The following is a 22,944-nucleotide window of genomic DNA, read 5'->3' as shown; positions in this document are numbered from 1 at the left end:
AAAAAATTCATCCGTTTTGCTGGGCTAGCGTAAAACCTCCTCAATACGTACAATTTTTCAATACCTTGCATGTCAATTTGTAATGACAGTTCAAATCACCTGAAATCTTCAGGTTAATTGCTATTTTCGCCCTTTCACATGAATTCGACTATGGGATACCAAAAAATCAATATCATCACCGGCTGGATTGCCTTTTTGATCGCATTTATTACCTATTGCCTTACTGTAGAGCCCACAGCTTCTTTTTGGGACGCAGGTGAGTTTATCGCTTGCTCGTACAAGCTGGAAGTGCCTCACCCTCCGGGCGCACCTTTCTTTTTACTTACCGGGCGCATGTTTTCCATGCTTGCAGGAGGAGACGTAACCCAAGTTGCATTTTGGGTAAATATGCTCAGTGTAGTAAGTAGTGCATTTTTCGTGCTCTTTATATTCTGGTCGATCACACACCTGGCTAAGCGGGTGATGAAAATCAAAAAAGGGGAAGAAACAACTGCTGACACGATAGCGATTATGGGGACCGGTCTTGTTGGAGCGATGGCATGTACATTCTCAGACTCTTTCTGGTTTTCAGCCGTTGAAGCTGAAGTGTATGGAATGTCGGCGTTCTTCACCTCTTTCGTTTTTTGGGCTATTCTCAAATGGGAAAATATGAGCAAAGAGCAAGACAGAGCGCGATGGTTAATCCTGATCGCATATATGATGGGGCTTTCCATCGGCGTGCACTTACTCAACTTAGTTGCCATTCCTGTGCTAGGATTAATCGTCTATTTCAAATACTATGAGAACGTCACTAAGAAAGGCATCTTTTATACCATGGCGATATCTGCTGCTATCGTTCTGATTGTACTGGAAGGAGTTATTCCAGGCCTTCCTTCTATGGCAGGAAAAATTGAGATCTTCTTTGTGAATAGCCTCGGCCTTCCATTTGGATCTGGAGTGATCTTCTTTGGCCTTTTAGTCTTAGGGGGTCTTGTTTACGGCATTCATTATTCCATTAAGCATAACAAGTACGTTTTAAATACATCTTTATTAGCGCTGGCATTTATTCTTATTGGTTACTCTTCATATGCAATTGCTGTGATTAGGAGCAATTACAATCCACCTATCGATGAGAACAATCCTGAGGAAATCATCTCGTTCGTTTCCTACCTAAAAAGGGAACAGTACGGTAGCCGTCCGCTATTTAAAGGTCCCTATTATACAGCAGACCTAATAGAAAATAAAAAAGGCTCTCCTGTTTACATGAGAGGTGATGATGAGTATGTAATAAAGGATTATAAGGTCACGCAGGTTTATGATCCAAAGCATACCACTATCCTACCGAGGATGTATAGTTCAGCCCCGAACCATATCAGAAAATACAGGCAGGTAACAGGATTAAAGGAAGGAGAAAAACCGAGTTGGGGGGATAATTTCTACTACCTGATTGTGCATCAGCTAGGGCATCAGTATTTCAGATACTTTATGTGGAATTTTTCTGGTAGAGAAAGTGACATTCAGGGTGCAGGTTGGGTTGGAATATCTGGAGCATTTGAGAAGCTACCTGATATTTTAGCGAGCAATAAGGGACGAAATATTTATTTCGGGCTTCCATTATTGCTAGGATTATTTGGGATGTTCATTCAGTACAAAAAAGATGTAAAACTCTTTTCGGCAACCGCATTACTATTTTTCATGACCGGTATTGCCATTGTTCTTTACCTAAACACACCACCGGTGGAGCCACGTGAACGAGACTACATCTATGCCGGCTCATTTTACATTTTCACAATATGGATAGGGTTTGGAGTACTTGCCCTTTACGATATACTCAAAAACATTTCGAAGCAGAAAAAAATAGCTGCTGTGCTTGCAACAGTCATAGGTTTATCAATTCCAGCTCTAATGGCAAGCGAAAACTGGGACGATCACGACCGTTCAGATCGTTATTTTTCTGTGGATGCGGCTAAAAATTACTTATCGTCAGTGGCTCCAAATGGCATCATTTTTACGGGTGGAGATAATGACACATTCCCGCTATGGTATGCACAGGAGGTTGAAGGATTCAGGACGGATGTAAGAGTGCTTGTCCTTAGCTATTACAATACGGACTGGTACATTCAGCAATCAGCCAGACAAGCTTATGAATCTGATCCACTTCCTTACGGATTACCAATTGGCCATTATCAGCAAGGAGGACTAAATGATTACTTGCCTGTTTACGAACGCGATGAGCTTCAGGGAAATGCGATCAATGCTAAACTTTTGTTGAAATTTATTGAGGATGAAAATCCCGGATTGCAAATCCCTACGTCTATAAGTGCTTACAATTCTGTTCCTGCACGTACGCTTTTTATTGACGTAGATACTGAAAAAGCAAAGCAGATCGTGCCGGAAGACATGCATGATCAAATTGTAGATCGTATGGTGTTGAAAGTAAAAGGAAGAGCACTTGAGAAGAAAGACCTGGCGTTTCTGGATTTACTAATAAACTCCAATTGGGAACGTCCAATCTATTTGAATAATACTTCTATTGCTCAACTCAATTTTGACTTAAGACAAAATGTGGTTCAAGAAGGAATGGCATACAGAGTTCTTCCAATTCGAAATGCTAATTCCCGTTCAGGATATCCGGTCAATACCGAAGTGATGTATGACAATGTGATGAACAAATTCACCTGGACAAACCTGGATGACCCAAGCGTTTACTACACACAAGATTACACGGGTTTTGTTTTGAACTCAAGATCAACTTTCAATACACTGGCTGAAAATCTGATTAATGAAGGTGACTATGCACGAGCTGCTGAGGTCCTGAAAAAATGTCTGGAAGTGATGCCTAATGAAGCTGTGCCACTAGACTTCTTTAGCGTGCAGCAAGTAGGCATGCTATTAAAAGTAGGTGAGCCTGAGCTTGCAGATTATGTTGCTGAAATCACTTCGGAGAACGCTTCTCAATGGCTGGACTTTTACTTCGCAACCGATAGTCCTGAAACGAATGAGCTTCAAAAACATCTACTTTCTTTGAATGAGCTAGCGAGGGCTTACCGAGCAAACGGCGAAAGAGAAAAGGCTGCAGCGTATGAAGAGCTATTCAACTCATACTACTCACAACTGCAGGCTGGTGGATAATAGTTTGAACAGCATTTAAAAAGAAAAACCTCTTGTTTAGCAAGAGGTTTTTTTAATGTCTTTAAAAAATTAGTGCTTTAAGAATTTGAAAGCTTTTCGAAATCGTTTTTCTTCATCTTTAACAATCAGAAAATAATACCCAGTAGCCAGCTCCTTCACTGGGATTTTGTATTTACCAATACCAACCTCTTCAGGTCTTATGGTAAGCTTATTACCTATCATAGAATTAAGCTCAAACTCGGGGTTATCAAGGTTTCGATCAAACTCAACAACGATTGATTCTACCGCTGGGTTTGGGTAAATGCTAACCTTAATTTCTTGCAAATCTGATCCTCCCTGTGCCAGGGTCGTCCCGCTAAGGGCGAGAGCGAACGTTAATATGATCAGTTTATTGCGCATTGTATAGTATACAAATTACGCATTTTTTTTCATATTGTTCCTTATGGCTTAAAAATAATAATCGTTAATTAACGTTAACCAGCCTATTTCTCGTAGGATTTTTTACAGAAGGAATTGATTTTAACCTATTAGGAGTGGATTTTATCTTTGATCGATTTTTTTTACAGATTGGTCTAAATCGCTCTATTCAGAAGTGAGCTTATCCCTTTTGGTAAAAAGTTGACAATATCGGAGGCTTGAATCCAAGGTGATTCTAATGACCTACCCGCTTCATCTCCGGCTGCACCATGCAAGTAGACCCCTAACCTTAATGCATCAAATGGTTTCAAACTTTGAGACAGCAAAGCCCCAATAATTCCTGCCAAAACATCGCCACTTCCCGCAGTAGCCAAACCGGAGTTGCCAGTAGGATTAAAGTGAACATCACCTGTCGAGTTGCAAACAGCAGAGTAGGCCCCTTTTAAAACAACATTGAACTCATGCTTTACACAAAAGTTCTGGAGTTTATAAAGTCTGTCAAAGTCATTTTTCCATTCACCAACTAAGCGTTTAAACTCTCCGGGGTGTGGTGTCAAAATAGACTCTTTGGGAACCAGTTTTAACAATGATTTTTTCTTCGACAATATGTTCAATCCATCTGCATCTATAACCATTGGCTTATCTGTTGTCTTCAAAAGCTTTTCGAATGCATCAATGGTCTTTGGTTTTGTTCCCAGCCCCGGGCCAATCAAAATTGTATCTTCTGTTTTAGGAAAACTATGAATTTCATTGGCTCCTTTTCCATCTACTACCATAGCTTCAGGAATTGTCACCTGTAAAATATCAACTCCACATTTTGGGGAGCAAATGTTTACAAGTCCAACTCCCGACTTAAATGCAGCTCTTGCACATAATATTGCTGCCCCCATTTTTCCTTTGCTACCTGCGGCAATCATCAGGCGTCCAGCTTTATTCTTATGAATAAATTTTTCTCTAACGGGAAAAAGTGGAGAAATATCCTTCAGCTCAGATTGGAATATGTTCGATTCCTGCTTTTGAATGAATGACTGGTTTAGTCCAATATCCAGCAAACACCACTCACCAACGTATGGGTGGCAGTCAGGAAGAAAAAACGCAAGTTTTGGTACCTGAAAAGAAAGTGTGAAATCCGGTTTAAATGCAACAGCATCACCTGGCATTGCTTGATTCGCGTAGAGTCCGGAAGCTATATCTATCGAGACCTTGGTGCATTGATGACCATTTAAAAATTCCACAACCTCACGATAAAAACCATCTAGCGGACGAGAAAGTCCTGAGCCAAATAAACCATCAATGACAATATCAGAATCGTTTATTTTCGGAAGATCGATTTCTTTATTTAGAACAGCATAAAGCCCTGAGCGCTCGAGATTAGCTTTAAAATCTTCAGACCCTTTCCGTGTATTTCCTACGATGTATAAATACACATCCCATCCTTTATCCTTTAAAAGTCTCCCAATTGCGAGACCATCTCCACCATTATTACCAACTCCGCAAAAAATCCGAACAGGCCTATTCTCCCGATTGATCTGCATGAATTTCAGTACAAACTTCTCGCTTGCACGCTCCATCAGATCAAGTGATGAAATCGGCTCATGCTTGATCGTGTACTGATCGGCTGCCCGTATTTGTTCAGAAGTAAGGACTTTCATAGTGATTAGCGATCTACTTCACCCATATTTAAATCCATTGATCCCAGAATTGCAAATAAATCTCCCAGCATACATCCTTTGCTGATTTCAGCAATTACTGACAAATTACTAAAGCTGGGTGCCCGTGCTTTACATCTAAGCGGTTGGTCAGATCGACCATCTGCTCGGAAGAAATAACCCAATTCGCCTTTGGGGTTTTCTGCCCGAACATAAAAATCCTGTGCTTTCGGTCTGATTTTTTTAGGTACCATCGCTCGGGGATCAAATTCTTTGGTGCGCTTGTGTTCACCCGAGAGTTTTTCCACACATTGTTCAATAATCTTTATCGATTGCCAGCACTCCTCATACCTCACCCAGTTTCGATCCCAGCAATCTCCAACTGTTCCCATTTTTCCAGTCCCAACCGGGACTTCAAAATCCAATTCAGGATATACACTGTAACCATCTACTTTTCTTAGGTCAAATCGCAAACCAGAGCCTCTCAACATTGGACCAGTCACCCCATAGTTGATGGCTAAATCTCGTGGCAACACTCCTACATTGACTGTACGCTCAATAAATATTTTGTTGTTGATTAGGAGTGTTTCGGAATCTTTGAGTTTTGGCTTTAGGTAGTCTACAAATTCTTTTGCTCGCTCTTCAAAACCAACCGGAAGATCATAAAATAGTCCACCGACCCAGATGTAATTGTAAAGCATTCGAGCTCCACTGGCCCATTCCAGCATCCGGAGAATATGCTCCCGATCACGCATCATCCATAGGAATGGTGTAAATGCGCCGATATCCATCCCGTAGGTGCCAATGGCGATGAAGTGAGCTGCAATTCTGTTGAGCTCAGAAACCAACACCCGGATATATTCTACCCGTTTTGGTATCTCTTTATCGATTCCAAGCATTCGCTCAGCTCCCATCACAAACGCCCATTCATTATTCATGGCGGCTACATAGTCCATCCTATCTGTGTATGGAATTGTCTGATTATATGGCAAAGACTCTGCATGTTTCTCAAAGCAGCGGTGCAGGTATCCCAGATGCGGAATCACATCCACTACAATCTCACCATCTGTCACCACCTCTAACCTTAGTACTCCGTGAGTTGACGGATGCTGCGGACCAAGGTTGATGATCATCTCTTCTGTTTTGAGATTCTCCTCCTTGTACTTTAATGGCTCAGATTTGGTAAGAAATGATTCAACCATGATTCAATATTTCACTTTTACTTCATGGTACTTCTCCTGCTCTACATAATCTTTTCTCAGCGGATATCCCTCCCAATCATCGGGCAATAAAATTCTCCTTAAATCCGGGTGACCTTTAAATTGAATGCCCAATAGATCATACGCTTCGCGCTCATGCCAGTCTGCTGTTTTCCAAATGTCAGTAACTGAATCAACTGTTGGTTTTGATCTGTCAAGTGCCACTCGAAGTGTTAAATGAAGATCGAATGGAATGCTGTACATATGATAAATCACCTCCATCGTATTTGCCTCTTCTCCATTGTCCAGGCCTGTCAAACAGGAAAGCGAATCGAAGTAGGTTTTTTCATGAGTATGAAGAAATTCACAAACGCTTTTAATCTGACTTGAGTCAATCAGCAAAGCTTTCGGAGTTGATATTAAATCCTCTCCTAGAACGGAACCGGAAAGCTCTTTTTCGATCAGGGATTTAATTTCTTCAAACTGCATCTTTCTTCATTAATTTCTCCAGTGCTTTTGGTCTCATTATGGATTCCGTTCTGATTTTTTCCTGAAGTTTTAAGAACCCTCCAATAAGCGCTTCCGGCCTTGGTGGGCACCCCGGAACATACACATCAACAGGAATTACCCGATCCACACCTTTCAGTACATGGTAGCCATGCTCCCAATAAGGGCCTCCGCAATTAGCACATGATCCCATCGAGATGACATATTTTGGATCAGCCATTTGCTCATATAAGCGCTTCACCCTATCAGCCATTTTGAAGGTGACCGTACCGGATACAATCATCACATCTGCCTGCCTTGGAGAATTTCTGGGAATCACTCCAAACCGATCCAGATCGTAAGCAGAAGAAGCAGTGGACATAAACTCAATGGCACAGCAAGCCAAGCCAAACCCAACCGGCCAAAGGCTACTCAGTCTGGACCAGTTTAACAGATCATCCAATTTTGAGATAATGATTCCACCTTCACCGGTTTTCAGGCCACCTAATGATATATTTTCTTCCTGCTTCATTTAAAATCTTTATAAGCACTTTCAGGAATCCTGGATTTGAAATCAGATGCTTTGGGTTTTGGTCGGACCCACTCCAGCATTCCCTTTGACCATACATACGCCAATCCCACCAAAAGAATTCCAATGAAAATGAAGGTCTCGATCATTGAGAATTGGGCCCAAAGCCCATCGGACTCTGCAATCAATTGTTCGTCTCCAAAAACAGTGGCCCATGGAAAAAGAAAGATGAGTTCCGCCTCGAATAGAAGGAAAATTAATGCGACTATGTAGAAACGCACATTGAACTGGCCCCAGGCAGTCCCAGACGGCTCCTCTCCTGACTCATAAGTGGTTTGCTTTTCAGTAGTGGGATTATTCGGACGTAAAAGTTTACCTACCAAAAGGGTTATCATCAGAAACCCAATCCCTCCTACGATAAAAAGCAGAACCGTACCAAAACCGCTGATTTGGATCATGATGGGAAATTAATACGGAATCGGTGAGATAGCTAAAAAACTAGTACCTAGTTGATTTTAAGTCAAAATTTCAGTGGGTCCAGGTGCTTGTAATGACCATTTTGCTTAATTCGATCCTGTGCATGCTGGGCACGTTCCAGTGCAGGGATTAATTGCTCGAGGTGAGAGATTCCAAATTTCAGCCGCTCATTTTCACTGGTCATTTCCAGTAGTTGGTACTCCTCCCCCGGCTTTAGCCCGATTTTATGTCCAATATCAAAAACTGATTGAACGTCCGAAACATCGGGTAAATCAGTCTCTCCAAGCCAGGTAAATAGTTCGGCTACTTTTTCCTTAAACTGGACTAAAAGCGAAATGTCCCGGACATCTTTGGAAATAACATATTCTACCTCACCACCAGCATATTCTTTGTCTTTCCATGGGTTCTGAAAATCCAGCACCTTGATGGTCTCCAATCCTATCGTTTTGATATCCATCCTTCCATCCTTATACTTTTTGGTCACATCCATGATTTTCACTTCTGTGCCCAATTCAATTTTATTCAACACATAGGATGGTATTCCAAAAGTGGACCCGTCTCGCAGACAATCAGCCACCAACTGCTTATATCGGGGCTCGAAAATATGCAGGTTAAGAGGTTCTCCCGGGAAAGGGACAATATTCAATGGAAAAAGTGCAAGTTCACTCATAATGAAAAAACTCAATAGTGCGAAAATAGTTTAGTAGATTCGATCATTCATGAGGATCATTCGAATAAACAAAGGTAAAGCTGTCAATCTTCCAATCAGATTTGTAAGTGTCATAATCATGGTTGTCATCACCATTAAATTAATGGACATGCTGCCGGAACCCTGGTCTATTCTTATTGCCATCGCCATCTCGTCATTTCTGCCGGCATTATGGTTTGCCACAAATGTTATCATAGTAGACGAAGAGCATAAAACCATTTTTGATGGCGTGTGGACAATGGGGAAAAAGTTAGGGAAACCGGTAAAATATCATTCGATTGAAAAAATCTTCCTCAATAAAGTGAAAACAAAGCAAACCATGTATTCACTTTCAAATCAATCCAATGTAGTCGCCAATCACGAATATCGTGCCTATCTAAAATTGGATAATGGAGATAAATATTTTTTATTTAGTCATCCTCTGGAAGAGCGTGCCGAAGAGAAGGTGACAAAAATCAGAGAGAAGCTTGCCCTTAAGTGACCTCAAAATTCCTTTCGATGGTTAGCTTTGCCTCACCCAAAAAATAGACATGGCAAAATTTCATTCACTTAGAGTAACAGAAATATTAAGACCAACAGAGGAATCTGTCGAAGTGACATTTGACGTTCCTGATGATTTGAGGGAGGCGTTCACATTTATTCAAGGGCAGCACCTAACACTCAAGAAAGACATAAACGGGGAAGATATTCGTCGTTCATACTCTATCTGCTCTTGCCCGATCGATGAACAATTAACCGTAGCGATTAAAAAATTAGATGGTGGAGCCTTTTCAACGTATGCCAATGAAGAACTCAAAGTCGGCGATGAAGTTGAAGTAAACCCTCCACACGGCCATTTCTATGTTCCACTTGATCCGGAGAATGCTAATTCTTATGTTGCATTCGCTAGTGGCAGTGGGATTACACCGATCATCTCAATCATAGAAACAACGTTACGAACTGAGCCAGAAAGTGAATTCACGCTCTTTTATGGGAACAGGCGAACCAGCACAATCATTTTTCAGGAAAGGCTCGAAGCATTGAAAAATCGCTACATGGGAAGATTCAGCCTGTATCATGTACTGAGTAAGGAACGACAAGAATCCGATCTGTTTAATGGGCGAATTAATGAAGAAAAAATTCAGGGGTACGCCGGTCGATTCTTCGATCCTGAATCTGTGGATCATTACTTTACTTGTGGCCCGGAAGAAATGATGCTCGCCGTACAAAGCGAATTAAAGAACCTTGGCGTTCCTGAGGAGAGAATTCATTTGGAACTATTTACTTCTCCTGTCGGAAAATTGGGTGGAAGGGACAAAGAAATCACACATGAAAAAGCACACGCTGAAATCACAGTAGTTCTTGATGGAAACAGCATGACCTTCCCTTATGATTCAGACAAATCAATTCTGGATGTGGCTTTTGATAATGGTGCTGATCTACCTTATGCATGCAAAGGCGGGGTATGTTCGACATGTGTTTGTAAACTCGAGGAAGGTGAGGTAGAAATGGATGTGAACTACGCATTGGAACCAGACGAGCTAGAAAGAGGGTTAGTGTTAAGTTGCCAGTCATATCCAAAGACGGACAAGGTGAAGTTGAATTTTGATGTTTGACGCCACCGAACAATGCGCATTTGAAAGGTGTTAAGTAACTTTGAAACAAAGGATTAGAAGATGGATATAAAGAGTTTAGAAGATCGGTTCAACGAGAAGATTGACAAGGACATTCGGATCGAACCAAAAGATTGGATGCCGGAGAATTATCGCAAGACATTAATCCGTCAAATCTCTCAGCATGCTCATTCTGAAATCGTGGGGATGCTACCGGAAGCCAACTGGATCACCAGAGCGCCTTCATTGAGAAGAAAAGCAGCCGCATTAGCAAAGGTGCAGGACGAAGCAGGTCATGGACTATATCTCTATAGTGCATGCGAAACGCTCGGGATAGAAAGAGATCAGCTCCTTCAGGATTTACATTCCGGCAAAGCAAAATATTCATCCATTTTCAACTATCCTACACTTACCTGGGCGGATATGGGTGCCATCGGCTGGTTAGTTGATGGTGCTGCAATCATGAATCAGGTTCCATTATGTCGTGCTTCTTATGGCCCTTATGCAAGAGCAATGGTAAGAGTATGTAAAGAAGAATCTTTCCACCAGCGCCAGGGATTTGAGATCATGCTTACGCTTTGTCGTGGTTCAGAGGAGCAAAAGAAAATGGCCCAGGATGCACTGAATAGATGGTGGTGGCCTTCACTCATGATGTTTGGCCCGCAAGACAAGGATTCTACTCACACAGAGCAATCCATGCGATGGGGAATCAAACGATTTACCAATGATGAACTTCGCCAAAAATTTGTGGATGTATCTAAACCACAGGCAGATTTGTTGGGCATTACCATTCCGGATAAAGATTTGAAGTGGAATGAAGAGCGTGGACACTACGATTTTGGTGAGATCAATTGGGAAGAGTTTTTCAATGTGATTAAAGGGAATGGTCCATGCAATAAGCAAAGAGTGGATGCCCGAAGAAATGCTTACGACAATGGTGCCTGGGTGAGAGAGGCTGCAGCAGCTCATGCAGAGAAGAAAGCGAAAAAGCAGCAAGCTGCTTAGTTAGTTAATTAGTAGAGTAGTTAATTAGTGAGTCTTGGAATAACAGATTTAGAAGTTTGGAAAAAGGCTAGAGTTTTCAGAAATGAAATTTCAAAGCTGAGTAAATCATTTCCAACAGAAGAAAAATATAAACTCGTTGATCAAATCATAAGATCGTCCCGGTCAATCTCAGCAAATATTGCTGAAGGTCATGGATGATTTCATTTTCAGGAGAATATTCAATTTTGCAGAACCGCAAGGGGTAGTTTAATTGAAACTTTTGATCACTTGACTGTTGCATTAGATGAAGGGTATTTGAATGAAGAAACTTTCAGCATTTACAATGCCCAATATGAAGAATTGATTAGGATGTTGAATGGTTATATTACTTATTTAAAGAATAGAAAAGAGGAAGACAGGAAACCAATTAACCAATCAACTATTTAACGAATTAACCAAAAACTATGAAAAACTGGCCCCTTTGGGAAATATTTATCAGAAGTAAAGCAGGACTAAACCACAAGCATGTGGGTAGCCTTCACGCTGCAGATGAGGAGATGGCAATTCAGAATGCCAGAGATGTATACACACGAAGAAATGAAGGTGTAAGTATCTGGGTAGTGAAATCAGAATTTATCACCGCTTCAGATCCGGACGATTCCGATCCATTGTATGAGCCGGCAAAAGATAAGGTGTATAGGCATCCAACATTTTATGACTTGCCTGACGAAGTAAAGCATATGTGACATGAAGTCAACAGCCTTTCAGACAACAGTCCTCAGTTTGGCCTGAAGTCTGTAGACTGTCGACTAATCAACTGTTGACTTATAAATGAAAGATCAAAACTTATATAACTACGTACTACAACACGCAGACTCTAGTCTGATCCTGGGCCAGCGCCTCGCAGAATGGTGTGGCCATGGGCCCATCCTAGAGCAGGATATCGCCATGTCAAACATCAGCCTTGATTTGATTGGGCAATGCAGGATGTGGTATCAGTATGCTGCTGAGATACAAGACGAAGGTAAAAGTGAGGATGAAATCGTGGCATTCCGGGATGCATGGGATTATCGAAATGTCCAATTGGTGGAGCAACCCAACGGCGATTTCGCCCAAACGATATTCAGGCAATTTTTATTCGATACCTACAGCGTGCATTTCTATGAAATGTTAATCAATAGTAAGGATGAGCGATTAGCTGCCATTGCAGGAAAATCACATAAAGAAGCACTTTATCATGTAAAGTGGAGTGGTGACTGGGTCATCCGTTTGGGAGATGGAACTGAAGAAAGTCACGATCGGATGAAAGCTGCGATAGATGAGCTTTGGTCGTATTCCGGAGAACTAACGAAACCGAATGAAACGGAGACCAAGGCTTTTGAAGAAGGTTATGGTGTTAATTTGGCTGCTTTGAAAGAAAAGCGTGATGCGAAAATCCGTGAGATTCTAACGGAAGCAACTTTAGAAGTTCCGGAAAGCACCTACACACATGAAGGTGGAAAAGACGGTCGTCATACCGAGCACCTCGGCTACATACTTTCAGATTTACAGTTTCTGCAAAGAGCCTATCCGGGTCAGGAGTGGTGATTGGAAACTAGTCGACTAGTTAAATAGTTAATTAGGCAGATGAGCGAAGAAAGGACAAATACGAATCAACTAATTAACCAATCAACGATTTACCAAATCCTTGAAAACGTAACCGATCCGGAAATACCGGTTATCTCAGTTACTGATCTGGGCATTGTGCGCGATGTACTCATCACCGATGATTTTGTGGAAGTGATCATCACCCCTACCTATTCCGGCTGTCCGGCCATGCTGGAAATTGAAAAAGACATCCACAATGCCTTGAAAAAAGAAGGCATTGATCATTTCAAAATCACAACTGTCCTTTCCCCTGCCTGGACCACCGAATGGATGACGGAAGAAGGCAAGCAAAAACTCAAAGCATACGGTATTGCTCCTCCGAATCCCACTAATCCGGAAGATATCGAATGCCCGCAATGTGGTTCAAAAAACACCCAGCTTTTAAGTGAATTTGGCTCTACCGCTTGCAAGTCTCTCTTCAAGTGCAACGACTGCCTGGAGCCGTTTGATTATTTTAAGTGTCATTAAGCATCAAGAAACAAGAAGCAAGCTAGAAGTCCCAATTGGGAGAAATGATCCTAAATCTTTTTTGCTATGAAATGCGTGCTAATCCATGCTCGCTACAGGCGAGCTCCGTCAAAATCACGTGTTGGGCTAGCGCGTAAGCTGGATTGATTTTGTCTAGATTTAATGTGCATTTTTTTATAAATGAAAAAAGTGTAGCCCACCACGGACGGAGTGGACTTTAGGCAAAAAAAAGAAGAGCCTTCCCTATATTGAAGGATAGGAAAAGAAAAACTCAAATAATTAATATTATCTACTCCCAACCTTCTCCCAAATAGCCTGTTTAGCCACACCTGCATCACCTGGGCTCTTGCCACCCTCACCTACGGCATATAGAGTATTCTGAAATGAAACTATTTTCCATTGTTCATCAATCCTCTGAAATACCGCTAGTGGAACACAATCAGGCTCTGTTTTTTCTGTCGCTCCCATCTTAAAAATCGCTCCCGAACAATAAGCAAGTGCAAAATCGTCAGTCAAAAACCGAATCTTATCAACTTTCAGATTCCAAACAGTATTCGCATAGAAATACTTAAAGATGAAATTATGACCTTCAGCGATAGCTTCCTTACCATTAATCTCCAGTCCAAACCATGTTTTGAAGGTAGCATCATCTGTAAATGGGCTTGCAAATAATTCTCCGTTCCCCGCTTTCCAGCCTTCTACCATGGTGTTGATAGCATTCGAAATTTGCTCCCTATTCCCATCTTGAGAATACGTTGAAAGCGCGATCAAAATAAGTGTGAATGTGAGTACTTTTTTCATAGCAGTGTAATTAGTCTACTTTAAAGATAACGAAGCATTCTCACTGCCAAGGAAGACAAGAATTCTTAACTTCGCATTCCAAACATTAACCACATGTCAGACACCCTTCAAATAACCAAAAAAGATAACCTTGGCATCCTGACCTTCAACCGGCCGGATGTCTTCAATAGCTTCAATAAAGAGCTGGCACTCGCTGTACAAAAAGCACTGGATGAGTTCGCTAAAGACAATTCCGTGCGAGCTATCATGCTCACCGGAAATGGCAAAGCCTTTTGTGCCGGGCAGGACCTGCAGGAAGCCATTGCCGACAATGGACTGGAGATTGAGCAGATCGTGGACGAACACTACAATCCGATTATCCGGCAGATCAGAAGCATTGAAAAGCCAATCATCGCTGCAGTGAATGGAGTGGCAGCTGGAGCAGGAGCCAACATCGCTTTGGCTTGTGATGTGTGTGTAGCCACCGAATCATCTGCCTTCATCCAGGCATTCAGCAAAATAGGATTGGTACCGGATAGTGGCGGGACATTCATGCTTCCAAGAATCATTGGATTCGGAAAAGCATCCGCTTTGATGATGTTAGGCGATAAAGTGTCTGCAATCGAAGCAGAGCAGATGGGCATGATTTACAAAGTTTTTAGCGACGATTTGTTTGCAGAGGAAGCTAAGAAGATTGCGCAGAAGCTGGCTAATATGCCAACTAAAGGGCTGGCATACACGAAGCATTTGCTGAACCAATCATTTACTAATGATCTAAACCAGCAGCTTGAAATGGAAAAAGAGTGGCAGTTCAAAGCCACCGAAACCCACGACTACAAAGAAGGCGTGCAGGCCTTCATCGAGAAACGAAAACCGAATTTTAAAGGAGAGTAATGCCAAAATTAAGTGTGATAGGAGCCGGAACCATGGGAACCGGAATAGCGCAGGTAGCCGCCACGGCCGGATGGGATGTGGTGATCAACGATACCAACAATGACATCCTGGAAAAATCATCCGCCAGCCTGGTGAAGGTGATGAACCGACTGGTGGAAAAAGAAAAAATCGATCAGGCCACAGCTGATAAGATTCTTGGACGAATCGACTTCACCGAAGACCAGCAATATTTCGAAAACTCGGATTTGGTCATCGAGGCGATCGTAGAGAATCTGGAGATCAAGCAAAAGGTGTTTAAAGCAGTCGAGGAAATTGTACGCGAAGACACCATCATTGCTTCCAACACCTCTTCGCTTTCATTGGCATCCATTGGAGCATCATTGAAAGATCCTTCCCGATTTGTGGGCATTCATTTCTTCAACCCTGCTCCGTTGATGCCATTGGTGGAGATCATTCCTGCCGTACAAACAGCAGAAGAAACCACCCAACAAGCCAAAGACTGGGTAGATAGCTGGAAAAAATTAACCGTATTGGCCAAAGACACACCGGGTTTTATTGTAAACCGGGTGGCACGACCATTCTATGGCGAATCGCTACGCATGTACGAAGAAGGAATAGCCGACTTTGCTACAATTGATTGGGCGATGAAAGAACTGGGTGGCTTTCGCATGGGGCCATTCGAGTTGATGGATTTCATTGGAAACGACATCAACTACACGGTGACGGAAACGGTTTTTGCATCGTTTTTCTACGATCCACGATACAAGCCATCCTTCACGCAAAAGCGCATGTCAGAAGCTGGCTTTCTTGGACGAAAATCCGGCAGAGGCTATTATGATTATGCCGAAGGAGCCGTGAAACCGGAACCGAAGAAAGACGAGAAACTAGGCCAGCAGATACTTGACCGCACGCTTGCTATGCTCATCAATGAAGCTGCAGACGCGCTGTTCCTGAACATCGCCAGCAGGGAAGACATTGATACCGCCATGACCAAAGGCGTGAACTACCCAAAAGGATTACTGAAGTGGGCCGATGAAAAAGGCATTGACTGGTGTGTAGAGAAAATGGATGCGCTGTACGACGAGTATCGTGAAGACCGGTATCGATGCAGTCCGTTATTGAGAAGAATGAAAAAGGAAGGAAAAACGTTTTATTGACCCTTCGATAAACTCAGGGTGACAACTACAAAACGTTTGTCATACTGAGCCTGTCGAAGTATAGACAAACAATGACAACCGCAGAAAAAATAGTCGCCGAAATGATGGCCAACGACTCCTTCAGTCAGTGGCTGGGAGTAGAGGTGCTTGAGGTACAGGAAGGCTATGCGCGGATCAAGATGACCGTGCGGGAAGAAATGCTCAACGGTCACCGGGTGGCGCATGGAGGCATCTCCTTTTCGCTAGCCGATTCAGCTTTTGCGTTCGCCTCGAACTCCCACGGACAAAAAGCCGTTTCCATTGAAACATCGATCAATCACATCAAACCCATTTTTGCTGGAGATGAGCTAGTCGCCACCGCTGAAAAAGAAAGCATCTCTAAAAGCCTGGGGCAGTATATTGTACGTGTTACCCGAGGGGATGAATTGGTCGGCTTGTTTAAAGGAGTTGTCTTTAGGAAGCAAGAAGAATGGGAGGTTTAGTTAATAAGTGCAATGAGGATACCAAGCTCCAATTACCAACTTACCAACGACTAAAAGAAAAATGAACATCCAAATACCTGATCACATTGCCGCCATCAAAAGCTACCAGCCTGGAAAGACCATCCCACAGCTCAGGGAAGAGTACGGCTGGGACAGAGTTGCTATCCTGTGGAACAATGAAAACACGCTCGGTTATTCACCAAAATCCAAGCAGGCAGTCATCGATGCGTACGACACCATCAACTACTATCCCGACCCGGCCAGTGTAGACTTGAAAAAAGCACTTTCCAAAAGACTGGGCAAACCCGAAAACCAGATCGTACTGGGAAATGGATCCGAGTCGGTGCTGATGCTTGCCATCCGTGCACTGTGCTCAGGAGAAGATGAATTCCTGACCTCCGAAGGAGGATTTGTCATCATCTACAACTGGGCACGCATCAACAATGTGCGCTGTGTCGCCATGCCCATGACGCAAGGCTATGGATTTGACCTGGAGGCCATCAAAAGCCGCATCAACCGAAACACCAAGGTCATCTACCTGGCCAACTGCAACAACCCTACGGGCACGGGTATCAGCAAAGCAGAGCTCGACAACTTCATGCAGCACGTCCCCGACCACATCCTGGTGATCGTGGATGAAGCCTACTTCGAATACTCCACCGCACTCGATCCGGAGTTTCCAAACTCGCTCGAGATGGATTACCCCAATATTCTGACGCTTCGAACCTTTAGCAAAGCCTATGGCATTGCCGGCATCCGACTCGGTTTTGGTGTGGGCCATGAAAAGATCATCGAGGCGATGGGAAAAGCCAAGCTCACCTTTGAGCCTACGGCGCTGGCACAGGCGGCAGGCATGGGCGCACTCAACGACGATGACTTCCTGAAAGAAACCATCGACAACAACACCAGCGGACTGAAGTACTTCTACAAGGAATTTGACCGGCTGGGCGTAAAATATGTGCCCTCCTATGGCAACTTCGTCATGACGGTTTGGAAAGACAGAGACCAGGTAATGCACGTCTTTGATGCACTGATGAAGCGTGGCGTACTCGTACGTCCACTCTACGACCCCATCGCTCACTGCATCCGCATCTCCGTCGGCCGCCCCGAAGAAAACGAGCATTGCATCGAGGCGTTGGGAGAGGTTTTATAATCCCCTCCTCCACACTATCTCTCGCTCCCCCCGAAACGTCGGACCGCCTTTAAGAAAGGGGGAATTCCACCGAAACCAAACACATCCACAATATCCGGGTGCATCTCCCCCTCTGGAGGGGGTAGGGGGAGGAAAATGTGTTGGCAGGGGGATGTTTCGAAGAGACCACTCTCCATTCCACCTCCACCGATATCCGCGCTGTACGCCTTACTGCGTGTCGGCTCCCATCCCGTCTAAATCGCAAAGTGATTCGCCTTGAGTTGAAACTTGAAATCAAGAGTCTAACATACGGGGTTGGACTACCCGACGAAGAAGAGCAAGTGCGAAAATGATAAGCATGATTATATAGTCACTTTTTATCAATCCGTCTGTCACAGCCAACCGGTAGATTAGATATATAGCAAGCAGACTTGGGATAATAAAAAAGAAAGTATAAAAAATGATTTTTTTCATAAGACAAACTTAATAGTAAAGCACAAGCGGACGCTTGCCTTTAGATTAGCTTCAATAGAAATAGTTATACTTTCTAGGTAAACAAAAAACAGTAGAGGTGAACTATCACGCGCGCTAAGCTGACGACTTATCTGGCGCATAAGTCCTCTACTGTCTTTTTGATTTGCATTAAATAGAATATTAGGCTTTGAGGCCTATTAAAGGCATTAATGAAATCATTTAAAGTTATGAAAAAGTATGAAACTGTAATTGGTATTGACGTTTCCAAGAGAACGCTGGATTTATGTATAAGCACATCTTCTGGTTCAGAGTCCCTAAGGATCAGGAATGAGAAATCCGACTTTGAAAAATTAAGTCAATTGGTCAACGAACACACGCTGGTATGTATTGAGCACACTGGAGTTTACGCATTCCCTATTTGTGAATTCTTGGCATCCAGGAAAATAGTATACACACTCATTCCAGCTGCCCAGATAAAGAAATCTCTTGGTATACAGCGAGGGAAGAATGACAAAGCTGATGCTAAAGCCATAGCCAGATACGGGCTTCTCTTCCAAGAGTACTTGACTATAACTACCATCCCGGAAAAGCTCCTTCTGAAACTGAAACTCATGTATGGTCAGCGTGAACGGTTGGTAAAGGCTAAGAACAGCATTGCCATGCCCGCTAAAGAATGCAATGAATTTATTGACACTCGATTGATGGTCGAAATAAACAAGTCAGCAGATAAAGCGATTTCAGTCTTAAAGGATCAGATCAGAAAGTTAGACAGTAAGATGATCGAACTGATCCAATCAGATAGTGGATTGAATGAAGCATTTGAGTTATGTCAGTCTGTTCCAGGAATAGGGCCTCAAATAGCAATCTATCTAATCATGACGACTAGGTCATTCACCTGTTTCAAAAACGCAAGGCAATATGCTTGCTATTCAGGTGTCGCACCTTTCGAATACTCCTCCGGATCTAGCATAAAGGGACGGACCCGAATAAGTCATTTAGCCAACAAAAAAGCCAAATCACTTCTGAGTATGGGAGCCATAAATGCAGTCAGACATGACAGAGAACTAAAAGCTTATTTTGATAGGAAAGTCAGTGAAGGAAAAAACAAAATGGCTGTAATCAATGCTGTAAGAAACAAGTTGATATCAAGAGTATTTGCTACTGTAGAACGAGGTACGCCATTCGTTCAACATGCAAACTACTGATCACAATAAAATACAATTAAAATTCCTTGATATTATCATAGAATGCGCTAGTTGGGTGGTTTTAAAAACATTGTAGCAAAACGATAATTTTCTATTTTAAGAATTTAATATCGAATGATTTAGAAATAATTTGAAAAGCATCCTCATCCAATTTACCTAGTCCCATAAGCAGTAACTTACCATGCAAAGTTTCCCACCAATTCTTCTTATTTAACTTTTTTAATAAGTCCTTTAACTCTTTAAATTCCTTATCAAAATCATCATATGTGAGCTGTTGACCAAGTTTTAACTCTGTTATTTGATTTAAAATATCGTCGAGTCGATTATTGATATCTTTAACTTCCGTATTTGTAAAACTTTGATCAATGTCCTTTGCATCTATAAGGCTTTCCTCCACATACTCTATTCCATATCCAGTAATCTTCATGGCAGAACTAAAGCCATATTTAATTGGAGAAGCATAGTTCATATCCTTTAAAGAATCCTTTATCTCTTTTGCTTCAATATGATCAATCTTTATCCCAATGTTTTTGAGAAGTGTAATTGGATCATGATATCTACCATCCTTTCTAACTTTATATAATTCGATTAAAACGTTACTCTTTTTCTCTGAAAATTTCATTTTATTAGGATAATAAGTCAATACAGTTAACTAATATAAAAAACAAAAGTGCTCAAACATTAAATTGGGCTTTACATAATCTCATTTAAAAAATTAATTTTACTCGTAACTCTGTTAAGCTATGAGCTATGGCGATCTAATTCTAAAAAAAATAAATGGTTATGCTGGCATTAGATTACTAAATGGACAACCATTAAAAATAAGTCCTGGAATAAACTTACTGGTTGGGCGGAATGGTAGTGGGAAAACTAACCTACTTAGACTAATACATTTCATTACATCTGAAGATGGTGATATATCAAAGGGAATTGAGTCATCTTTTTTTAATGAAAATGCAAAACGATCCTTGAAATCGAACAATACAAATTTGATAAATGAGTTTGGTGAAATACCAATAATCAAATACACATTTAGAGATAAGCAAGAAACCATAAACCTATCTCTATCTAAAAAACAAGAAATTATTCCAGCCCATTTTCTTAACAATATCAAAAATTCTAACTCAGATTTTAATAATTATATTGACATATCAAAACCGACATTTAAATCAAATTGGCTCTGGATACACAATGACAACCATTCAAGAAAATTTGAATTAACTGGACGCTTGTTTAATAGTGTACTTTACAGAAATAACGAAAAAAACGAAGTTTCTTCACTTTTTGACAAGGAGGTGGATTTCGTAAATCAGTTTGCTATTAGCAAAATGAGGCAATTTTTTGAAAGTGATGATTTTAAAAATGAAATCAACAAACTAGAGCAAGAAATCAACGATAAACTTCACAAGTTTCTTGGAGCGACCAAAAAGACTATTAAGATTCAATATGACTTAAATGCAAATGATCAAATAAGACTTTTTTTAATAGATGGAGAAAATGCAATTAGCGCCGATCATCTGAGTGATGGAGAAAATGTTCTTCTGAACCTAATTTTCAACTTGATAAAAGCTAATGACTCATCAAATGATTTTATCATTTTTGATGAACCTGAACTTCACATGCATGATGATATGATCAAAGTCCTTGTCAAGGAAATTCAACTCATTTCAAATAATCTTTCACGATCTAAAATCATTATTGCTACACACTCAACTGCACTTATTGAACAACTTGCAACAAGTCAGATACCTCCAAGCCTTGTTTTGCTTGATAATAAAAGGAGAATTTCAAATTCAACCGGCGATGTTGACTTTGTGAAAGCACTAAAAAGAAATGGTGTTTGGTTTACACCACTCATGCTGTCAAAGAAGAGAAACCTCTTTATTGAAAACCTTGGGTCACCTGCTCAGAAGCATAGGGATTTTTATGAAATGTTCTTTAATCCGGAAAACTTACCTAATATCATCCCTATTGGGAATAGCGGTAATGTTGCTCAAAGCGAATCATTCTCCAATTTATTAGGTGATTTAGTTGATGCAAAATCAATAAGTTCTAAAGGAATTCAAGATGGAGATATTTGGTTGCGACAAACTTTGTGTGACTATTTCAATTCAAACATTAACATAGACGAATTGATAAACTGTATTCCACCTATTGAAGAAATGTATATTTCTAAAGAAAATAATAACAATATCTATTATTTCAACTTTTGGGAGATAGAAAACTTATATCTGTTCGATGAAACAATCCCCTTCTGGGAAAAGAATTTTACTAAAGAAAAGTTTCGGAAGGTTATTATTCAGAAGAAACAAAGATTGTCAAATGAATATTTAAAGACATTTTTCAAATTAGTCACATACAACAAATTCAATAGTCACAACACAATCAAGGAAGATTTAAAAAAAGCAATAGATTCTACTAGTACTTTAAAAGAGAAATACAATGATTTTTCTGAGCTCGAGAAAAAGGCTGAATTGCTTGTTGAAGAATTTGTAAATAAAGATTTACTTCACTGGTTGCCAGGAAAAGAGCTTTGTAAACTTCTTAGGGAAGAGAACTATACATTTAATTATGAGATTAAAAATCTCAATAATTCTAAACTTGGAAAGAAACTACAACGAATTCTAGATTGAGTTCCTCCTCCAGCGCAAGCGTCCGCTTGTGCCTATTCAATCTTGTGCTGTCATATCTCATTGAGGAGAAAACATCCCCCTCTCTGGCGCAAGCGTCCGCTTGTGCTTTTATGCTTACTTTAAAACATCCCTCTCCTCTCCGCATTTCCATCCCCCCCCGAAACGTCGGACCGCCTTCAAAGAGGGAATTACCTCGTGCATTCACTCTTTCAACCATTCACAACCGATAACCGACCCATGCACCAACCTCCCGGCCCGCCTGCTAAAATTGACCATTAAACCAATTCCATTACAGTTACTTTTAACATTGGAAAATTTTTTAAAATGAAATTAAGCGAAGCGCAAGCATTCTTCAGCAACCTCATTGAAGACACAAATAAAAAATCTGAATTGAAAGTCTATCAGGGGTTTACCCAAATACTTTCCAGCTTAGAAAAGAGAGGATTAACTGACGAACAAGTCCATGCGATAGAAAGCCACCTGGACGGGTTAGATTTAACGGCCAACACGGATAATCGAAAGAAATACCTGAAAGGTAAGCTCAACGAATTTTCCACCTACTTAAGAAATGAATTTTCATTAATTACTGAAGGGTATTACACCAGTATTGGGTTAGCCTACGGGTTGGTTTTTGGCCCTGGTATTGGCCTGACATTCGGAACAGCCTTTGGTGCTATTGGAATTAGCATTGGTTTATCGATTGGTGCTGGTCTTGGAATGACTTTAGGAATGATGTATGGCGCCATGAAAGATGCTGAAGTTAAAAGGCAAGGCAGGGTGTTAGCATAAGCGAGAAGCTATTTTGAAGACCCTGACTGTTCCACGACGGAACAAATTCAGGGTGAGCTAAATATTTTGTTTACGGCTTCTTTCTGGTGCAAGCGTCCGCTTAGCATCTCAGCAATGATGAAAGTTCCGA

23 protein-coding genes and 1 pseudogene are annotated in these 22,944 nt (G+C 41.4%); 15 read left to right on the top strand and 9 right to left on the bottom strand.

Annotation, left to right across the window (positions count from 1 at the left end):
* Nucleotides 1–150: 150 nt before the first annotated feature.
* Entirely contained in the window at nt 151–3,111 is a 2,961-nt protein-coding gene (locus tag CHB71_RS09840) for a glycosyltransferase family 117 protein (protein WP_089356737.1), read from the top strand.
* Nucleotides 3,112–3,180: 69 nt separating this feature from the next.
* Here the strand turns inward: CHB71_RS09840 and CHB71_RS09835 are convergent, their stop codons facing one another.
* The 7 genes from CHB71_RS09835 to CHB71_RS09805 all read right to left on the bottom strand — a co-directional run bounded on the left by CHB71_RS09835 (nt 3,181) and on the right by CHB71_RS09805 (nt 8,538).
* The gene (locus CHB71_RS09835) at nt 3,181–3,510 is read right to left on the bottom strand and encodes a T9SS type A sorting domain-containing protein (RefSeq protein ID WP_089356736.1); all 330 of its coding nucleotides are present in this window, start codon (nt 3,508–3,510) and stop codon (nt 3,181–3,183) included.
* A gap of 173 nt (nt 3,511–3,683) precedes the next feature.
* Complete coding sequence (locus CHB71_RS09830; RefSeq protein WP_089356735.1) at nt 3,684–5,180, bottom strand: NAD(P)H-hydrate dehydratase; 1,497 nt, start codon at nt 5,178–5,180, stop codon at nt 3,684–3,686.
* Nucleotides 5,181–5,185: 5 nt separating this feature from the next.
* The gene (locus CHB71_RS09825) at nt 5,186–6,379 is read right to left on the bottom strand and encodes an NADH-quinone oxidoreductase subunit D (protein ID WP_089356734.1); all 1,194 of its coding nucleotides are present in this window, start codon (nt 6,377–6,379) and stop codon (nt 5,186–5,188) included.
* 3 nt (nt 6,380–6,382) lie between these two features.
* Entirely contained in the window at nt 6,383–6,865 is a 483-nt protein-coding gene (locus tag CHB71_RS09820; protein ID WP_089356733.1) for an NADH-quinone oxidoreductase subunit C, read from the bottom strand.
* Complete coding sequence (locus tag CHB71_RS09815; RefSeq protein WP_089356732.1) at nt 6,855–7,394, bottom strand: NADH-quinone oxidoreductase subunit B; 540 nt, start codon at nt 7,392–7,394, stop codon at nt 6,855–6,857. Before CHB71_RS09815 ends, CHB71_RS09820 begins: the two co-directional genes overlap by 11 nt.
* Nucleotides 7,391–7,849, bottom strand: a complete 459-nt coding sequence (locus tag CHB71_RS09810; RefSeq protein WP_089356731.1) for an NADH-quinone oxidoreductase subunit A — start codon at nt 7,847–7,849, stop codon at nt 7,391–7,393. Before CHB71_RS09810 ends, CHB71_RS09815 begins: the two co-directional genes overlap by 4 nt.
* Before the next feature lie 62 nt (nt 7,850–7,911).
* Entirely contained in the window at nt 7,912–8,538 is a 627-nt protein-coding gene (locus CHB71_RS09805; protein ID WP_089356730.1) for an LON peptidase substrate-binding domain-containing protein, read from the bottom strand.
* 49 nt (nt 8,539–8,587) lie between these two features.
* Between CHB71_RS09805 and CHB71_RS09800 the strand changes: the two genes are divergently transcribed.
* The 7 genes and pseudogenes from CHB71_RS09800 to paaD all read left to right on the top strand — a co-directional run bounded on the left by CHB71_RS09800 (nt 8,588) and on the right by paaD (nt 13,268).
* Nucleotides 8,588–9,058 (top strand): hypothetical protein, encoded by a 471-nt coding sequence (locus CHB71_RS09800; RefSeq protein WP_089356729.1) that lies wholly within the window; start codon nt 8,588–8,590, stop codon nt 9,056–9,058.
* A 49-nt stretch (nt 9,059–9,107) separates the two neighbouring features.
* On the top strand, nt 9,108–10,172 hold the full coding sequence (gene paaE, locus CHB71_RS09795; protein ID WP_089356728.1) for a 1,2-phenylacetyl-CoA epoxidase subunit PaaE: 1,065 nt from the start codon (nt 9,108–9,110) through the stop codon (nt 10,170–10,172).
* Between the two features lie 60 nt (nt 10,173–10,232).
* Entirely contained in the window at nt 10,233–11,174 is a 942-nt protein-coding gene (gene paaA, locus CHB71_RS09790) for a 1,2-phenylacetyl-CoA epoxidase subunit PaaA (RefSeq protein WP_089356727.1), read from the top strand.
* Between the two features lie 27 nt (nt 11,175–11,201).
* A pseudogene (locus CHB71_RS19005) lies at nt 11,202–11,600 on the top strand (four helix bundle protein).
* A gap of 17 nt (nt 11,601–11,617) precedes the next feature.
* Nucleotides 11,618–11,899: a 1,2-phenylacetyl-CoA epoxidase subunit PaaB gene (paaB, locus tag CHB71_RS09780; protein ID WP_089356726.1), complete on the top strand. Its 282-nt coding sequence runs from the start codon at nt 11,618–11,620 to the stop codon at nt 11,897–11,899.
* An 85-nt stretch (nt 11,900–11,984) separates the two neighbouring features.
* Nucleotides 11,985–12,740, top strand: coding sequence for a 1,2-phenylacetyl-CoA epoxidase subunit PaaC (gene paaC, locus CHB71_RS09775; RefSeq protein WP_089356725.1), 756 nt, complete (start codon nt 11,985–11,987; stop codon nt 12,738–12,740).
* 39 nt (nt 12,741–12,779) lie between these two features.
* The gene (gene paaD / locus CHB71_RS09770) at nt 12,780–13,268 is read left to right on the top strand and encodes a 1,2-phenylacetyl-CoA epoxidase subunit PaaD (RefSeq protein ID WP_089356724.1); all 489 of its coding nucleotides are present in this window, start codon (nt 12,780–12,782) and stop codon (nt 13,266–13,268) included.
* A gap of 285 nt (nt 13,269–13,553) precedes the next feature.
* Here paaD and CHB71_RS09765 read toward each other — a convergent pair whose 3' ends face one another.
* A complete protein-coding gene (locus CHB71_RS09765) occupies nt 13,554–14,069 on the bottom strand; it encodes an SgcJ/EcaC family oxidoreductase (RefSeq protein WP_089356723.1) in 516 nt (171 codons plus the stop codon).
* 93 nt (nt 14,070–14,162) lie between these two features.
* Here CHB71_RS09765 and CHB71_RS09760 point away from each other — a divergent pair, with 93 nt between their 5' ends.
* The 5 genes from CHB71_RS09760 (at nt 14,163) to CHB71_RS09740 (ending at nt 19,392) form a co-directional block, all read left to right on the top strand.
* Entirely contained in the window at nt 14,163–14,942 is a 780-nt protein-coding gene (locus CHB71_RS09760) for an enoyl-CoA hydratase-related protein (RefSeq protein ID WP_089356722.1), read from the top strand.
* Nucleotides 14,942–16,099, top strand: coding sequence for a 3-hydroxyacyl-CoA dehydrogenase NAD-binding domain-containing protein (locus CHB71_RS09755; RefSeq protein WP_089356721.1), 1,158 nt, complete (start codon nt 14,942–14,944; stop codon nt 16,097–16,099). Before CHB71_RS09760 ends, CHB71_RS09755 begins: the two co-directional genes overlap by 1 nt.
* 71 nt (nt 16,100–16,170) lie before the next feature.
* Entirely contained in the window at nt 16,171–16,581 is a 411-nt protein-coding gene (gene paaI, locus CHB71_RS09750) for a hydroxyphenylacetyl-CoA thioesterase PaaI (RefSeq protein WP_089356720.1), read from the top strand.
* 61 nt (nt 16,582–16,642) lie between these two features.
* The gene (gene hisC / locus CHB71_RS09745) at nt 16,643–17,734 is read left to right on the top strand and encodes a histidinol-phosphate transaminase (RefSeq protein WP_089356719.1); all 1,092 of its coding nucleotides are present in this window, start codon (nt 16,643–16,645) and stop codon (nt 17,732–17,734) included.
* Nucleotides 17,735–18,414: 680 nt separating this feature from the next.
* On the top strand, nt 18,415–19,392 hold the full coding sequence (locus CHB71_RS09740; RefSeq protein ID WP_179213369.1) for an IS110 family RNA-guided transposase: 978 nt from the start codon (nt 18,415–18,417) through the stop codon (nt 19,390–19,392).
* Between the two features lie 91 nt (nt 19,393–19,483).
* On the opposite strand, the gene CHB71_RS09735 is transcribed toward CHB71_RS09740, so the two are convergent.
* Complete coding sequence (locus tag CHB71_RS09735) at nt 19,484–20,014, bottom strand: hypothetical protein (RefSeq protein ID WP_089356717.1); 531 nt, start codon at nt 20,012–20,014, stop codon at nt 19,484–19,486.
* A gap of 121 nt (nt 20,015–20,135) precedes the next feature.
* On the opposite strand from CHB71_RS09735, the gene CHB71_RS09730 reads away from it, so the two are divergent.
* Nucleotides 20,136–22,025, top strand: coding sequence for an ATP-binding protein (locus CHB71_RS09730; RefSeq protein WP_089356716.1), 1,890 nt, complete (start codon nt 20,136–20,138; stop codon nt 22,023–22,025).
* Between the two features lie 324 nt (nt 22,026–22,349).
* Complete coding sequence (locus CHB71_RS09720) at nt 22,350–22,814, top strand: hypothetical protein (RefSeq protein WP_089356714.1); 465 nt, start codon at nt 22,350–22,352, stop codon at nt 22,812–22,814.
* The last annotated feature ends 130 nt before the right edge of the window (nt 22,815–22,944 follow it).

The organism is Ekhidna lutea, assembly GCF_900188325.1.
Taxonomy (GTDB): domain Bacteria; phylum Bacteroidota; class Bacteroidia; order Cytophagales; family Cyclobacteriaceae; genus Ekhidna; species Ekhidna lutea.
This window is presented reverse-complemented; position numbering and strand designations above follow the sequence as displayed.

Excerpts from the sequence above, each read along its gene's own strand:
- CHB71_RS09840 (WP_089356737.1), top strand. The coding sequence starts at position 151 with ATGGGATACCAAAAAATCAATATCATCACCGGCTGGATTGCCTTTTTG.
- CHB71_RS09835 (WP_089356736.1), bottom strand. The coding sequence starts at position 3,510 with ATGCGCAATAAACTGATCATATTAACGTTCGCTCTCGCCCTTAGCGGG.
- CHB71_RS09830 (WP_089356735.1), bottom strand. The coding sequence starts at position 5,180 with ATGAAAGTCCTTACTTCTGAACAAATACGGGCAGCCGATCAGTACACG.
- CHB71_RS09825 (WP_089356734.1), bottom strand. The coding sequence starts at position 6,379 with ATGGTTGAATCATTTCTTACCAAATCTGAGCCATTAAAGTACAAGGAG.
- CHB71_RS09820 (WP_089356733.1), bottom strand. The coding sequence starts at position 6,865 with ATGCAGTTTGAAGAAATTAAATCCCTGATCGAAAAAGAGCTTTCCGGT.
- CHB71_RS09815 (WP_089356732.1), bottom strand. The coding sequence starts at position 7,394 with ATGAAGCAGGAAGAAAATATATCATTAGGTGGCCTGAAAACCGGTGAA.
- CHB71_RS09810 (WP_089356731.1), bottom strand. The coding sequence starts at position 7,849 with ATGATCCAAATCAGCGGTTTTGGTACGGTTCTGCTTTTTATCGTAGGA.
- CHB71_RS09805 (WP_089356730.1), bottom strand. The coding sequence starts at position 8,538 with ATGAGTGAACTTGCACTTTTTCCATTGAATATTGTCCCTTTCCCGGGA.
- CHB71_RS09800 (WP_089356729.1), top strand. The coding sequence starts at position 8,588 with ATGAGGATCATTCGAATAAACAAAGGTAAAGCTGTCAATCTTCCAATC.
- paaE (WP_089356728.1), top strand. The coding sequence starts at position 9,108 with ATGGCAAAATTTCATTCACTTAGAGTAACAGAAATATTAAGACCAACA.
- paaA (WP_089356727.1), top strand. The coding sequence starts at position 10,233 with ATGGATATAAAGAGTTTAGAAGATCGGTTCAACGAGAAGATTGACAAG.
- paaB (WP_089356726.1), top strand. The coding sequence starts at position 11,618 with ATGAAAAACTGGCCCCTTTGGGAAATATTTATCAGAAGTAAAGCAGGA.
- paaC (WP_089356725.1), top strand. The coding sequence starts at position 11,985 with ATGAAAGATCAAAACTTATATAACTACGTACTACAACACGCAGACTCT.
- paaD (WP_089356724.1), top strand. The coding sequence starts at position 12,780 with ATGAGCGAAGAAAGGACAAATACGAATCAACTAATTAACCAATCAACG.
- CHB71_RS09765 (WP_089356723.1), bottom strand. The coding sequence starts at position 14,069 with ATGAAAAAAGTACTCACATTCACACTTATTTTGATCGCGCTTTCAACG.
- CHB71_RS09760 (WP_089356722.1), top strand. The coding sequence starts at position 14,163 with ATGTCAGACACCCTTCAAATAACCAAAAAAGATAACCTTGGCATCCTG.
- CHB71_RS09755 (WP_089356721.1), top strand. The coding sequence starts at position 14,942 with ATGCCAAAATTAAGTGTGATAGGAGCCGGAACCATGGGAACCGGAATA.
- paaI (WP_089356720.1), top strand. The coding sequence starts at position 16,171 with ATGACAACCGCAGAAAAAATAGTCGCCGAAATGATGGCCAACGACTCC.
- hisC (WP_089356719.1), top strand. The coding sequence starts at position 16,643 with ATGAACATCCAAATACCTGATCACATTGCCGCCATCAAAAGCTACCAG.
- CHB71_RS09740 (WP_179213369.1), top strand. The coding sequence starts at position 18,415 with ATGAAAAAGTATGAAACTGTAATTGGTATTGACGTTTCCAAGAGAACG.
- CHB71_RS09735 (WP_089356717.1), bottom strand. The coding sequence starts at position 20,014 with ATGAAATTTTCAGAGAAAAAGAGTAACGTTTTAATCGAATTATATAAA.
- CHB71_RS09730 (WP_089356716.1), top strand. The coding sequence starts at position 20,136 with ATGAGCTATGGCGATCTAATTCTAAAAAAAATAAATGGTTATGCTGGC.
- CHB71_RS09720 (WP_089356714.1), top strand. The coding sequence starts at position 22,350 with ATGAAATTAAGCGAAGCGCAAGCATTCTTCAGCAACCTCATTGAAGAC.